Source organism: Veillonella sp. Ser01 (genome assembly GCF_053850375.1).
Genome location: NZ_JBSPUA010000002.1, coordinates 506,602 through 519,549 on the forward strand (window position 1 = coordinate 506,602; position 12,948 = coordinate 519,549).

11 protein-coding genes, 5 tRNA genes and 1 pseudogene are annotated in these 12,948 nt (G+C 40.7%); all 17 read left to right on the plus strand.

All coding sequences use genetic code 11. The features are described 5' to 3' along the window. Positions 1 to 251: 251 nt before the first annotated feature. On the plus strand, positions 252 to 1,817 hold the full coding sequence (gene hcp / locus ACWTVK_RS06205) for a hydroxylamine reductase (protein ID WP_303938575.1): 1,566 nt from the start codon (positions 252 to 254) through the stop codon (positions 1,815 to 1,817). A gap of 450 nt (positions 1,818 to 2,267) precedes the next feature. Further along, positions 2,268 to 2,930 carry an L-serine ammonia-lyase, iron-sulfur-dependent subunit beta gene (gene sdaAB, locus ACWTVK_RS06210; protein WP_005385446.1) on the plus strand — a complete coding sequence of 221 codons (663 nt, stop codon included), beginning with the start codon at positions 2,268 to 2,270 and terminating at the stop codon, positions 2,928 to 2,930. 11 nt (positions 2,931 to 2,941) lie between these two features. Further along, positions 2,942 to 3,814 carry an L-serine ammonia-lyase, iron-sulfur-dependent, subunit alpha gene (gene sdaAA / locus ACWTVK_RS06215; RefSeq protein WP_456046302.1) on the plus strand — a complete coding sequence of 291 codons (873 nt, stop codon included), beginning with the start codon at positions 2,942 to 2,944 and terminating at the stop codon, positions 3,812 to 3,814. Between the two features lie 68 nt (positions 3,815 to 3,882). Further along, entirely contained in the window at positions 3,883 to 5,301 is a 1,419-nt protein-coding gene (locus ACWTVK_RS06220) for a CCA tRNA nucleotidyltransferase (RefSeq protein ID WP_456046285.1), read from the plus strand. Then, complete coding sequence (locus ACWTVK_RS06225; RefSeq protein ID WP_456046286.1) at positions 5,301 to 7,268, plus strand: penicillin-binding transpeptidase domain-containing protein; 1,968 nt, start codon at positions 5,301 to 5,303, stop codon at positions 7,266 to 7,268. Before ACWTVK_RS06220 ends, ACWTVK_RS06225 begins: the two co-directional genes overlap by 1 nt. Before the next feature lie 118 nt (positions 7,269 to 7,386). Next, positions 7,387 to 8,214 carry a bifunctional 5,10-methylenetetrahydrofolate dehydrogenase/5,10-methenyltetrahydrofolate cyclohydrolase gene (locus ACWTVK_RS06230; protein ID WP_456046287.1) on the plus strand — a complete coding sequence of 276 codons (828 nt, stop codon included), beginning with the start codon at positions 7,387 to 7,389 and terminating at the stop codon, positions 8,212 to 8,214. Continuing rightward, a complete protein-coding gene (hypA, locus tag ACWTVK_RS06235) occupies positions 8,207 to 8,548 on the plus strand; it encodes a hydrogenase maturation nickel metallochaperone HypA (protein ID WP_005385455.1) in 342 nt (113 codons plus the stop codon). Before ACWTVK_RS06230 ends, hypA begins: the two co-directional genes overlap by 8 nt. Positions 8,549 to 8,563: 15 nt before the next feature. After that, positions 8,564 to 9,217, plus strand: coding sequence for a hydrogenase nickel incorporation protein HypB (hypB, locus tag ACWTVK_RS06240; protein WP_456046288.1), 654 nt, complete (start codon positions 8,564 to 8,566; stop codon positions 9,215 to 9,217). Beyond that, positions 9,214 to 10,629 (plus strand): hypothetical protein, encoded by a 1,416-nt coding sequence (locus tag ACWTVK_RS06245; protein ID WP_456046289.1) that lies wholly within the window; start codon positions 9,214 to 9,216, stop codon positions 10,627 to 10,629. Before hypB ends, ACWTVK_RS06245 begins: the two co-directional genes overlap by 4 nt. Positions 10,630 to 10,657: 28 nt before the next feature. Continuing rightward, positions 10,658 to 11,122 carry a BREX-3 system P-loop-containing protein BrxF gene (gene brxF, locus ACWTVK_RS06250; protein WP_005379848.1) on the plus strand — a complete coding sequence of 155 codons (465 nt, stop codon included), beginning with the start codon at positions 10,658 to 10,660 and terminating at the stop codon, positions 11,120 to 11,122. Positions 11,123 to 11,196: 74 nt separating this feature from the next. After that, positions 11,197 to 11,343: pseudogene (locus tag ACWTVK_RS06255) on the plus strand (undecaprenyl-diphosphate phosphatase); the annotation flags it as partial. Positions 11,344 to 11,587: 244 nt separating this feature from the next. Continuing rightward, positions 11,588 to 11,663 (plus strand) — tRNA-Thr (locus tag ACWTVK_RS06260). Positions 11,664 to 11,673: 10 nt separating this feature from the next. Further along, positions 11,674 to 11,758, plus strand: a tRNA-Tyr gene (locus ACWTVK_RS06265). 5 nt (positions 11,759 to 11,763) lie between these two features. After that, positions 11,764 to 11,839 (plus strand) — tRNA-Met (locus ACWTVK_RS06270). 32 nt (positions 11,840 to 11,871) lie between these two features. Continuing rightward, a tRNA-Thr gene (locus ACWTVK_RS06275) sits at positions 11,872 to 11,947 on the plus strand. 5 nt (positions 11,948 to 11,952) lie between these two features. Beyond that, positions 11,953 to 12,029 (plus strand) — tRNA-Met (locus ACWTVK_RS06280). A 242-nt stretch (positions 12,030 to 12,271) separates the two neighbouring features. Continuing rightward, a partial coding sequence (locus ACWTVK_RS06285; RefSeq protein WP_456046290.1) for a GTP-binding protein occupies positions 12,272 to 12,948 on the plus strand: 677 nt, incomplete at its 3' end.

Below are 12,948 nucleotides of genomic sequence, written 5' to 3' on the forward strand. Positions count from 1 at the left end.
TCTATAGTAAATTTAAATGATTATTGTATAATAATAGTATAAGGTCAAATGACCTACCTGTTCCACAAGGGGAGCTAGGTAAAAATTTTGAAAAAGTTTTTTATTTGTTGCTCAAGCTACAGAAATTGTATCACCTTTACGTTATACTTTCAAATGTAATCAATCAGACACCTGATAATTCATCAGTGTAATGTATAGGTTTTATATTATCTAGCTTGAATGCGAGGAAGTCTCGCAAAGGAGGATTTTAAATGAGCATGTTCTGTTATCAATGTGAACAATCTGCTGCACCAGGCGGCTGTACTGTACAAGGTGTATGTGGTAAAACTGCACCAGTTGCTAACTTACAAGACGAATTAACTGCTGCTTTAGTTGGCTTGGCTCGCGCTTTAGACGTAAAAGGCCACACTAAAGAAGGTATCGATTATTTAATGCGTGGTTTGTTCATGTGTGTAACAAACGTTAACTTCTCTGAAGATCGCGTTCAAGCGTTCATCGACGAAGTAAACGCTTACCATGCACAAGTGGACAGCACTCAACAAAACTTCGATTGGGAACAATTGTGGAAAGGTGAAGAAGATATCGTATCTCTTCGTTCCACATTGTTGTTAGGTATGCGTGGTATGGCTGCATACGCATGGCATGCTGCTCGCCTTGGTTTCCATGATGCTGACGTTGACGCTTGGTTCGTTAAAGGTTTAGTAGAAATGGCGAAAGATCACAGCGCTGAAGAATGGCTTGGTCTTTTGATGGAATTCGGCGAAATCAACTTGAAATGTATGGCTGTTCTTGATAAAGCTAATACAGAATCTTACGGTACACCAGTACCAACTACAGTACCTTTGACTGTAGAACCAGGTCCTTTCATCGTTGTAACTGGTCATGACCTTCACGACTTGAAACAATTGTTGGAACAAACTGATGGTAAAGGTGTAAACATCTATACTCATGGTGAAATGTTGCCTTGCCACGCTTACCCTGAATTGAAAAAACATCCTCAATTAAAAGGTAACTTCGGTACTGCATGGCAAAACCAACAAAAAGAATTCGTTGACGTTCCTGGCGCATTCTTGTTCACTACAAACTGCATTATGCCACCAAAAGAAAACTACAGAGAAAATATCTTCACTACAGATATGGTAGGTTTCGACGGCTGTGCACACATCGAAGAAAAAGAAGACGGTACTAAAGACTTCTCCGCAGTTATCAACCGTGCAATCGAATTGGGCGGCTACAAAGAAGCTCAAGAATTCACTGGTATCAACGGTGGTCACGAAGTAACTACTGGTTTTGGTCATGGTACAGTATTGAGCATTGCTGATAAAGTAATCGACGCTGTAAAAGCTGGCGCAATCAAACACTTCTTCTTAGTAGGTGGTTGTGACGGTGCTAAAGTAGGCCGTAACTACTACACAGAATTCGTAAAACAAACTCCAGATGATACAGTAGTATTGACATTGGCTTGTGGTAAATTCCGTTTCAACGACCTTAACATCGGCGAAATCGGTGGTATCCCTCGTATCCTTGATATGGGTCAATGTAACGATGCTTACTCCGCTATTCAAGTAGCAGTAGCTTTGGCTGGTGCATTTGAATGTGACGTAAACGACTTGCCATTAACATTGGTATTGTCTTGGTACGAACAAAAAGCAGTATGTATCTTGTTAACATTGTTGGCATTGGGTATCCGCAACATCTACATCGGACCTTCCTTGCCTAAATTCTTCTCCAGCAATGTATTGAACATTTTGGTAGAAAAATTCCAATTACATCCAATTACAACTCCAGAAGCTGACATGAAAGCTATCTTGGGCTAATAGGATCCATTAACTTATTAACTACAGTCCTACATCCCCTCTCTTTTATGATTTAGGACTGTTGTTATAAATAACGCACCTAGGGTTATCCTTAGGTGCGTTTTTTACTATTTTGTGAAAACTATCTGTTAGGGGCTGTATATTGATGGGGCCCAGTTTTGTATCTACAACCTAGTTAAAAAGGAAAGACTATACTTCTTTGCTCCTCGTGACCTGATGTCACTGCATAAGTATAGTCTTTCCTTTTTATAACTGTAGATAAGAAGGCGTCCCATCAATATACTATTCTTTTGATAGTTTTCACCTAAATAGTACTAGGGAAGGAGGTGGGAGTCCTCCTTATGCATACAAATATATCGCTAATGTGCATATAGACATCTATCAATATCGATTGTTATACTATAGGTAAAGTAAGATTTTCACATTGTTTATGTGTATATAGAGGCGTGTATGAATAGTATTTTTGATATTATAGGGCCTGTTATGATTGGCCCGTCTAGTTCGCATACAGCTGGTGCTGCGCGGCTAGGTAAGATGGCGCGGTGTATTTTCCGTTCCACACCTAAAAAGGTGGATTTAACCTTATATGGCTCTTTTGCTAAGACCTATAAAGGCCATGGTACAGACCGTGCCTTGATTGGGGGCTTATTAGGTTTTAAAGAGGATGATACGAATATTCGTGTTGCTCATAAATTAGCTGAAAAAGAGGGCATGGAGTATAACTTTATCGAGTCTCCTCTTGATGTAGGTCATCCTAATGTAGTTCGTTTTGATATGTACGATGAACATAATCGTCATATGACTGTGATTGGTCGATCTCTTGGTGGCGGTCAAATTATGATTACCGAAGTCGATGGCAATGATATGTCTATTACTGGCGATGAGTTTACTCTTGTTGTATTCCATGAAGATAGACCTGGCGCTATCTCTTTGGTGAGCCAAGCATTGAGTGAGTCCGATATTAATATCGCTACCATGCGCGTGTTTCGGAAGGGTAAGCACAAGGATGCAGTGATGGTCATTACTACAGATACAGTAGTAAATCCTATTACCGTTCAGTTTATGCGCGAGTGTCCAGGCATTCAAGATGTCATGACCTTTGAAGCGTTATAGGAGGGCGAATGATGAGTTATGCATATGATACAATTGCAGATATTATTCGCTTAGCTGAGGAGAATCATATTTCCTTCGGCGATGTAGTACTGCGTTATGAATTAGAGAATTATGACCGCAGTGAAGACGCGGTTATTCGTGAAATAGAGCATCGTTTAGACATCTTTGAAAGTTCTATTCAAGATGGTATAGACTATGCAGAAAAAACAGCGTCTGGTATGTCCGGCGGTCAGGCGGCACAGCTTAATGGACAAGCACCAAGATTTATGAGTGATATTGCGTACAAGGCTATGACCTATGCTATTGCTGTTAATGAAGCAAATGCAAAGATGTTCCGCATTGTTGCGTGCCCTACGGCTGGATCTTGTGGTGTTATGCCTGGTGCGATGAAAGCAGTAGCGGATCATTACAAGCTAGATAGAGCAACTATGGTAAAGGGCTTCTTGGCTGCCTCTGGCATTGGCAATGTCGTAGCGAATCGCGCTTGTGTGGCCGGTGCCGTTGGCGGATGCCAAGCAGAAATTGGTACGGCCGCTTGTATGGCTGCCGGTGCCATTGTAGAAATGATGGGTGGTACGCCTCGTCAAGTAGGACATGCTATCGCATTGTGTATGAAAAACTTATTGGGCCTTGCCTGTGATCCAGTAGCAGGGCTTGTAGAGGTACCGTGCGTCAAACGTAATGGTTTCTATGCAGTTCATGCCATTACTGCATCTGAATTGGCTTTGATGAATATTGAAAGTCAAATTCCACCAGATGAAGTTATTGAAGCAATGAATAATATCGGGCGCGCTATGCCAGCAGCATTGCGTGAAACAAGTGATGGCGGCCTTGCGGTAACACCGACGGGTACAGCTATTGCAGAACGAGTGCAATCCTTATAGGATTGCACTTTTTTCATGCTTTCATTTGTAGTAAAATAAAGATTAGACTAGTTCAGAAAGGAGTGTGTATGATGGAACAAGCCAATCGAATATTGACTGTATTAGAAGAAGCCGGTTATGAAGCCTATATCATTGGCGGAGCAGTGCGCGATATTTTGATGCATCAAAAGCCTCATGACTTTGATATTGTGACGTCTGCACGTCCTGATACGGTAATTGAAGTCCTACGAAGTCAAGATATTCAAACGACAGATTTAGTAGGAAAATCCTTTGGTGTAGTAGTGGCTACACTAGAAGGAAAGCAATATGAAATTGCAACGTATCGCACTGAACGATATGGAGCGGATAGTCATCGACCAGAAGAAATCGCTTATGCCGATACCTTGGAGGAAGACGTGTTGCGTCGTGACTTTACGGTCAATGGCATGGCTATGAATCGTTTTGGTGAGGTTATAGATCTAGTAGGGGGACGCCGAGATATCAAGCATAAGACATTGCGAACCATTGGCAATGCACAGCAACGCTTCGAAGAAGATGCATTGCGATTATTTAGAGCATGCCGCTTTGTGGCAAAGCTAGATTTCTTACCTAGCAAAGATTTATTAGAAGCTATGCCAAAGGCATTTCATCGAGTGCCTGGGTTATCTCTCGAGAGAGTTCGTAGTGAACTGGACCGACTCATGTTAGAGCCCGCTGTGGCTAAGGGCCTTGATGTATTAGTACAATCTCGCTTGGCCGAGTGCTCTTGTCGCATTGTAGAAAATGGCGTCGCTCGTGAAGTGCCTATTTTACCAGAGCTATACCATCTTGTGAATTTACCACAAGAAAAAGACTTTCACGAATTTGATGGTTGGTATCATACATTAGCCGTTGTATCTCATACAGAACCAGATTTAATATTACGTTGGGGTGCACTGTTACACGATGTAGCAAAGGGTATGCCGGCTGTACGAGCTGTTATTAACGGACGTTTGACAGATCGTGGCCATGATACATTAGGTGCTGAGATGACAGAATCCTTGCTTACTCGTTTAGGTTATCCTAAGGCTTTTGTGCGCCGAGTAGCTTGGATTGTAAAAAATCATATGCGCTTTCATTATTTTGTACAAAATGGGGAAGCTAATGAGAAAAAGTGGATCCGTAAAGAGGCTCGTAGCGGTGAGTTTCGAGATAGTCAAATTATGCGAACTGCATGGGAGCAATTATCTAAGGTTTGTGCTGCCGATGTGTTAGGCTGTGGGAAGCCTTATGCATCGACTGATGGTACCTTAGCCTTTGGTGAATGTATGGCAGATCTTAGCCTAGAGATGCCTATCCATACAAAGGATTTAAATTATGACGAACGAGTTATTAAGCTTGCAGGGAAAAAAGTGGGGGAAGGATTGCAGTATTTATTAGGTCAGGTACAAAATGGGGTGATTCCCAATGAACCAGATGCATTATATGATGCATTAGACCATAAGTTACGCCGTCCAGTGGAGAAATGATGAAGTTATTAAATAAAGCGTTATTACGCATGAGCGATTGGAGTCGCACTACGTGGTGCCTTGCCATACTCATGACCGTTGCCTTCGTCCTTATCGGGCGTTTAGCACAGTTACAGGTCTTTGATACCTTTGACCTAGAGAAGAAAAACTTATTACAAGTTCAAGTGGATAGAAAATTACAATCGCCGCGCGGTACAATCTATGACCGTAATGGCAAGCCTTTGGCGATGAGTGTAGTTACAAAATCTTTATATGCAGATCCGAAGATGATTAAACAGTCTCCTCAAGAGATTGCGGATCTCATATCGCCCTATGTAGCGATGTCAAAAGAGAATATTGTGAAAGCTTTGCAAGAGGATACTGCCTTTGTCTGGTTGAATCGTATGATGGATGCAGACAAATCAAAAGCGGTACAACAAGTTATTAAGGATAATAATATTGCAGGCCTTAATTTCGTTGAAGAATCTAAGCGCTATTATCCAAATGGTGTCTTAGCGGCTCAAGTATTAGGCTTTGTCGGCACTGATGATAAAGGTCTTGATGGCCTAGAAATGGTTCTTGATGACGAATTAAAGGGGGGCGTACAACAAGAAATTGTAGCTACTGATAATAAAGGGAATGCCATATTTGGTTCCGTACTATCTAAATTTTTACCAGATAAGGGTAAAAGCGTAACCTTAACCATCGATGCAACAATTCAATTTATTGCAGAACGCGCTCTTGATAAGGCGATGGTTGATACAGGAGCTAAGCATGCGAGCGTTATCGTTATGGATCCAAAGACCGGCGAAATATTAGCGATGGCCAATCGTCCAAGTTATGATCCTAATAACTACAACCAAAGTGGTGAAGAGGCTTTCAAAAATATTGCGGTTACCAATTTATATGAACCAGGTTCTACATTCAAACCTATCATTGCATCTGCAGCTCTTGCAGCAGGCAAGTGGAAGTTAGACACTGTGTATAACGATAAAGGGGCCTTCGCTGCCAATGGACATATCATTAGAAACTGGAATGGTGAGGGATATGGTCCTGTTCGTTTGCTAGATATTTTGAAGTACTCTATTAATACTGGTATGGCTGAAATTGGTACATTAACAGGTGCAGATATTCTCTCGAAATATATACGTGATTATGGCTTTGGCTCTGAAACAGGTATTGAATTGCCTGGTGAAGGAGCAGGTATTTTGTATAATCCAGAGGATATGAGTAAGCTAGACGTTGCGACTATGTCCATCGGTCAAGGTATTGCGGTTACACCATTACAAATGGTTCGCGCCTTTGGTGCACTTTCTAATGGTGGGGCTATGATGAAACCACATATCATCAAGTCTTATAGTAACTCTCAAGGCGATGTTACAAGTACGACTGAAACATCTGTTGTGGGACAACCAGTTCCGGCGGAAACCGCTAAAACCATTGTAGATATTCTAGAAAAAGAAGTATCCGAAGGTGGCGGTACAAAAGCGATGGTAGAAGGTTATCACTTCGGCGGTAAAACTGGTACGGCGCAAAAACTAGATACCAAACATGGCGGTTATCTCGACGGACAATACATTGCGTCCTTTATTGGCTTTGGCCCTGTAGAGGATCCAAAATTTGTAGTTCTTGTCGTTATTGATGACCCACAAAAGGGTTCTTATTATGGTAGTCAAATTGTAGCCCCTGTATTTAAGGACATCGTATCTCAACTTGTACGGTATTACCAAATGAGTCCGTATGTTAAAGAAAGTACACCAGTAGCTGTTAAAGCTGCTAATACATTACCTGAACCAAAACCGGGAAGTGATGGTTCTGTTACATTGCCTAACTTTACTGGTTTTACCTATGGTGAAGTGCGTGATTGGTTACATAAGGCGGGACTTGCCTTTAAACCGGATGGAACTGGTACGGCTACATCTCAAGATGAAAGTAGCGGTACAACTGTTCAGGCTGGTACAGCAATTACTGTTCATTTCCGTAGATAAAACGAATTCGGTCATAATTAGAAATTATAGACAGTTCGTTATATAATAGAATAAGAGACTTAGGTGCCTCTCCGGAGGCACCTTATTTTATAGATAGTTTGAATGAATGGAGATATACATGATTGAATTACGCGGTAAAGCAGTAGCAGATGCTCACAAGGCGATTTTACAAGAAAAAGTTGCAGCAGTAGGCGACTCTGTAATTACTATGGCAGTATTACTTGTTGGTGAAGACCACGGCGCTCATATGTATGCTACATTTATGGAAAAGACAGCAAAGAATTTTGGCTATGGTTTTGTATTAAAACAATTACCTGAAACGGCTACACAGGATGAAGTCGTTACAGCATTACAAGCTTTAAATAATGATGCAGCAGTCCATGGTATTCTGCCGTTAATGCCGATGCCTAAACATATTGATACTGAGGCGCTTATCGATATGCTAGATCCTAAAAAAGATATCGATGGTTTAACTACGTACAATATTGGTCTTGTAACTGCTGGCAAAGGTGGCTTTGCTCCTTGTACAGCAAAGGCGTGCATGGCAATTTTAAGTCACTATGATATTCCTGTGGAAGGCAAACATGTAGTTGTAGTTGGTCGTAGCCAAGTTATCGGTAAACCAGTAGCTCTTATGACTCTCGGTGCAAATGGTACGGTTACAATTTGTCATTCCAGAACTCCTGATTTAGGAGAGCAAGTAAAACGAGGCGATATCGTTATTGCTGCAGCGGGTCGTGCTCATATGATTACAGCAGATATGATTAAGCCAGGTGCTGTTGTTATCGATGTAGGCATTAATGAACTAGAAGGTAAGACGGTAGGCGATGTTGATTATGAAGCAGTAAAAGATATTGCGTCTGCAATTACTCCAGTGCCTGGTGGTGTAGGCTCTGTAACGACTACTATGATGCTTGAAGCTGTATATGAGGCATACTATGCATGAGATGTCTATAGCAGAAGGCATACTTGATGTAGCCCTCGATACGTTACGCCAACACGATGCATCTGTGATCCATTCCGTTCAACTCGATTTGGGCCTCATGAGTGGAGTAGAGCCAGATTCTCTCCTATTTTGCTGGGAAGCCGTTACAAAGGGGACTGCCGCAGAAGGTTCTCGTATAGAAATTAACACAATTCCTATTGAAGGAAAGTGCTTGGATTGTGATAAAACATTTCCTGTAGAAAATTATAAGTTTATCTGTCCCTATTGTGACAGTCATTTCGTACAAACCATTGGTGGCCGCGAACTACAAGTGACCTCCATGGATATCGATTGATAGAAAGGTTAGGACATGCAAGTTCAAGTTAAAACTAATGTATTGGCAAAAAATGATGCCATTGCAGAGTCCTTACAACAGTTGTTTAAGGAAAAAAATATTTTTGTATTTAATCTATTAGGTTCTCCAGGGGCTGGTAAAACATCTCTGTTAGAGGCAACTTTACATGATTTGAAAAAAGATTACCGCCTTGCTGTTATTGAAGGTGATTTGTTTACTGCTAAGGATGCGGAACGAATTCATGAATTAGGCGTTCCTGTTATTCAAATCAACACAGTGGGAGGTTGCCATCTTGATGCACAAATGATTCAAGATGCACTGGGTGATTTAAATCTTGATGAACTGGATATGATCATTATCGAGAATGTAGGCAACCTTGTATGCCCTGCAGAATTTGAGATTGGTGAAAGCCTGAAGGTAACTGTATTATCTGTTACTGAAGGTGAGGATAAGCCTCTTAAATACCCATTAATCTTTAAAGAGTCAAAGGCTATCCTCATTAATAAGATAGATTTATTGCCGTATGTACCTTTCAAAAAAGATAAGGCCATACAAGATATACGTAATTTGAATCCAACAGGAGAGATTTTTGAAGTAAGTTGCACGGCCCATAATGGACTAGAGCCATGGTTGACATGGTTGCGTGCGCAATTGGAGAGTAATCGATGAATCATTCTATTAAGAGCCGCATCGTAGCGGCACTTCTAGTAGGCTTATCTGCTACATCGGTAGGGTATGCAGCAGAGCCGGCTATTTCGACTGTGAAACAAACTGCGGTGGAATCTACAGAAAGTGCAAATGATGTTGCACATATGGATGAAAAGACAACTGTAGAAGCAGCGGGAACTGATGCGGCTGAGTCTGTTGCGTATATAGATAATGCACCGATTAAAGCTGTCAAAATCGATACAAAGATAAAAAAGGAAAGCACTAAAACAGGATGGCTAGCTGAACAAATGGCGGTTACCGAGTTTGGTGATTCCATACAGTTTTGGCAAGCGGCTAGCGAAAATGAAGGCCCGTTGCCTAGCGTAACGCAAAATAACTTGGCTGATATTGGTAAGTCTTATACGGCTAATAATTTGCCAGCGTTAGGGTCTGAAGATGATTATGCTATTGATGGGTATCGTTTAGGAGATCAGTTTGTAGCGCCTAAAGATGTTGAAAAAACAGTGGTTCGAGATAACTTTACGACGTACTATATGAAAGACTTGGAGGTAACCGTTTATACGGGACCTGCTCAAGAGCGTTTAGTAAATAATCAATTACGCGGTCAAGGGGCTACTTATTTCTTTGAACCGAATACTATTACTAATATTCATAGTACGAAAAAAGGCGTCCACACTGTACGCGATATTGGTGTTGGTAGTACACGCATGGAATTGGTATTTGCCTATGGTAGCCCTATTGCGATGTGGCGTGATTTGAAAAATGAAAGTTATATCTTCCTATATGAAGGTCATTCCGAAAATTCATGGTCTCGAAAAAAGGAATTTAATAGCTCGATAGAGAATACAAATAATAATAGCCAACAACAATCTATGCTAGGACAACAGAAAGAATATATTGCTTTCACCATCAAACAAAGCAATGTAGAGGCTGTTGATATGATTAGTGGGCAAGTATGGCCAAGATTTGGATTGCCTAAAGCTCCAGTATATGATTTTGAAGCAGGTAAATTGACTGCTGATGATTTTGTGTTGCGCGGCTATAAATTAAATGATTATTTTGTTAATGATCCCAATAATGATTGGAAACATCAAGGTATGTTGTTTGGGTCCACATTTATTGGGTATAACGAATATGGCGTGAGTGTTGATAAAAAAAATCTCATCAATCGTGTTCTATTAAATATTTACACACCTACTCGTCGCGGTATTGCGATGGGGGATACTAAATACTTATTGCTCTTTGTATATGGTATGCCTACTCGTATTGTTGAATCTACAACAAATGCGGGCACATCTACTGTATATGAATATAAAAATCCAGCGGCAAGCGACTCATATTTGCAGTTTGCCCTAGATGATAAAAACCAATATATCAAATCCGTTATGTTATCTGACCGTCCCGTTAAGTAGGAACGGTTACAGCGAGGAGGCAAGGGATATGGTTACAGTTCAAGATGTAAGAGAACGTTGGGAACAAATTCAAGGTGATGATGAACGCATATTGTTTATCGTTGGTGGTCCTGGTTCTGGTAAAAGTTTGTTAATTCGTGAATTATCTGAACAAAAAGGTTGGAAGTACTTAGAGGCAAAACAACTTATTGAAGAAGAGTTTTTATTAGTACCTCGTGATGAAAGGCCACAACTTGCAGAAGAAGTAATTCGTCGTGCATTAAGTCGCAGTGATACAGAAGTTGTTCTTATCGATGGTATTAATGTATTGTTTGCACCGATATTAAATTTAAATCCTCTTGAACTATTAAAGACTATTAGTAAAACATATCCGATTGTTGTAGGTTGGCGTGGTCATCTCGAAGGTGATCAATTGTACTTAGAACACAATAATGATCCAAAACATGCGGTAGTGACAATCACTAAACCTGATCGTGTTATGGTTATTGATTAATAGAGTTATATTGATTGCTGAGGGCATTATATATTGCCATGAGTTATGACTGCATATAAAAGGCAGGTGATATCATGGACCAATATGTAATTGCCCTCATTTTAGGTGTTATAGAAGGTATAACAGAATGTATTCCTGTATCTAGTACAGGGCATATGATTATTATTGGGCATATGCTTAATTTTGAAGGTGCCCATGCCGATGTGTTTGAAGTGTTCATTTAAATTGGTACTATTGGATAATAGTGGCTATATTAGCAATTATCTATCTTTATCTATGATTGCCGATGAGGAAAAAATGAAGTTTAAAAAGTTTAGAAAAAATACTTGCATAGGGTATCGTTTCATGTTATTATGATTAAGCACTAAGGGATACCGCAGTGAACGAAAAAACTTTAAAAAAAGTTTTTAAAAAGTTCTTGACACTTAGTGAGGCGGATGATAAAATACATCTTGTCGTAATGATGCTGGCGTAGCTCAATTGGTAGAGCAGCTGACTTGTAATCAGCAGGTTGTGGGTTCAATTCCTATCGCCAGCTCCATTTTATTTTTGGAGGGATTCCCGAGCGGCCAAAGGGAGCAGACTGTAAATCTGCCGTCTTCGACTTCGAAGGTTCGAATCCTTCTCCCTCCACCATTTATAGCGGGGTGGAGCAGTTGGTAGCTCGTCGGGCTCATAACCCGAAGGTCGCAGGTTCAAGTCCTGTCCCCGCAACCACAAAAATTCACAGTGAAATGATCGTTCATTGTGCTGGTGTAGCTCAGTCGGCAGAGCGTATCCTTGGTAAGGATAAGGTCACCGGTTCAATCCCGGTCACTAGCTCCATACATGGCGGCATAGCTCAGTTGGCTAGAGCAATCGGTTCATACCCGGTGTGTCCGCGGTTCAAATCCGTGTGCCGCCACCATTAAACCTCACATTGGTGAGGATTTTTTTATTTCTTTATAAAATACAAATTGAAGCTGATGAGTGTAAGGATTACATTTGTCAGTTTTTTTATTTTAGAAGAATATTTGTATTTTTAGAAGTTTTTCTATATATGGTATAATAATGTATAAGGGAATCTTATATTCCATTGATAAATTAGGGTTAATATATTATATTAATACTAGAATGTAATTTGTTTTTGTGAAGGAGGATACAATCCTAATGGCAAAAGAAAAATTTGAACGTACGAAACCGCATGTTAACATTGGTACAATCGGTCATGTTGACCATGGTAAAACTACTTTGACAGCTGCAATCACAAAAGTATTGGCTGAAAAAGGCCAAGCTGACTTCCAAGATTACAGCATGATCGATAAAGCTCCAGAAGAACGTGAACGTGGTATCACAATCAACACTGCACACGTTGAGTATGAAACTGCTAACCGTCACTATGCACACGTTGACTGCCCAGGCCATGCTGACTATGTTAAAAACATGATCACTGGTGCAGCTCAAATGGACGGCGCTATCTTAGTATGTTCCGCAGCTGACGGCCCTATGCCTCAAACTCGCGAACACATCTTGTTGGCTCGCCAAGTTGGTGTTCCTGCAATCGTAGTATTCTTGAACAAAGCTGACATGGTTGATGACGAAGAATTGATCGAATTGGTAGAAATGGAAGTTCGTGAACTTCTTTCTTCCTACGAATTCCCTGGCGACGAAGTACCTATCGTTGTAGGTTCTGCGTTGAAAGCTTTGGAAGGCGATGCTCAATATGTAGCTAAAATTGACGAATTGATGGAAGCTGTAGACTCCTACATTCCAACTCCAGTTCGTGATACTGACAAACCTTTCTTGATGCCTGTGGAAGACGTATTCACAATCACTGGTCGTGGTAC

Excerpts from the sequence above, each read along its gene's own strand:
- hypA (WP_005385455.1), top strand. The coding sequence starts at position 8,207 with ATGCATGAGATGTCTATAGCAGAAGGCATACTTGATGTAGCCCTCGAT.
- sdaAB (WP_005385446.1), top strand. The coding sequence starts at position 2,268 with ATGAATAGTATTTTTGATATTATAGGGCCTGTTATGATTGGCCCGTCT.
- ACWTVK_RS06245 (WP_456046289.1), top strand. The coding sequence starts at position 9,214 with ATGAATCATTCTATTAAGAGCCGCATCGTAGCGGCACTTCTAGTAGGC.
- sdaAA (WP_456046302.1), top strand. The coding sequence starts at position 2,942 with ATGAGTTATGCATATGATACAATTGCAGATATTATTCGCTTAGCTGAG.
- ACWTVK_RS06225 (WP_456046286.1), top strand. The coding sequence starts at position 5,301 with ATGAAGTTATTAAATAAAGCGTTATTACGCATGAGCGATTGGAGTCGC.
- brxF (WP_005379848.1), top strand. The coding sequence starts at position 10,658 with ATGGTTACAGTTCAAGATGTAAGAGAACGTTGGGAACAAATTCAAGGT.
- hcp (WP_303938575.1), top strand. The coding sequence starts at position 252 with ATGAGCATGTTCTGTTATCAATGTGAACAATCTGCTGCACCAGGCGGC.
- ACWTVK_RS06220 (WP_456046285.1), top strand. The coding sequence starts at position 3,883 with ATGATGGAACAAGCCAATCGAATATTGACTGTATTAGAAGAAGCCGGT.
- hypB (WP_456046288.1), top strand. The coding sequence starts at position 8,564 with ATGCAAGTTCAAGTTAAAACTAATGTATTGGCAAAAAATGATGCCATT.
- ACWTVK_RS06230 (WP_456046287.1), top strand. The coding sequence starts at position 7,387 with ATGATTGAATTACGCGGTAAAGCAGTAGCAGATGCTCACAAGGCGATT.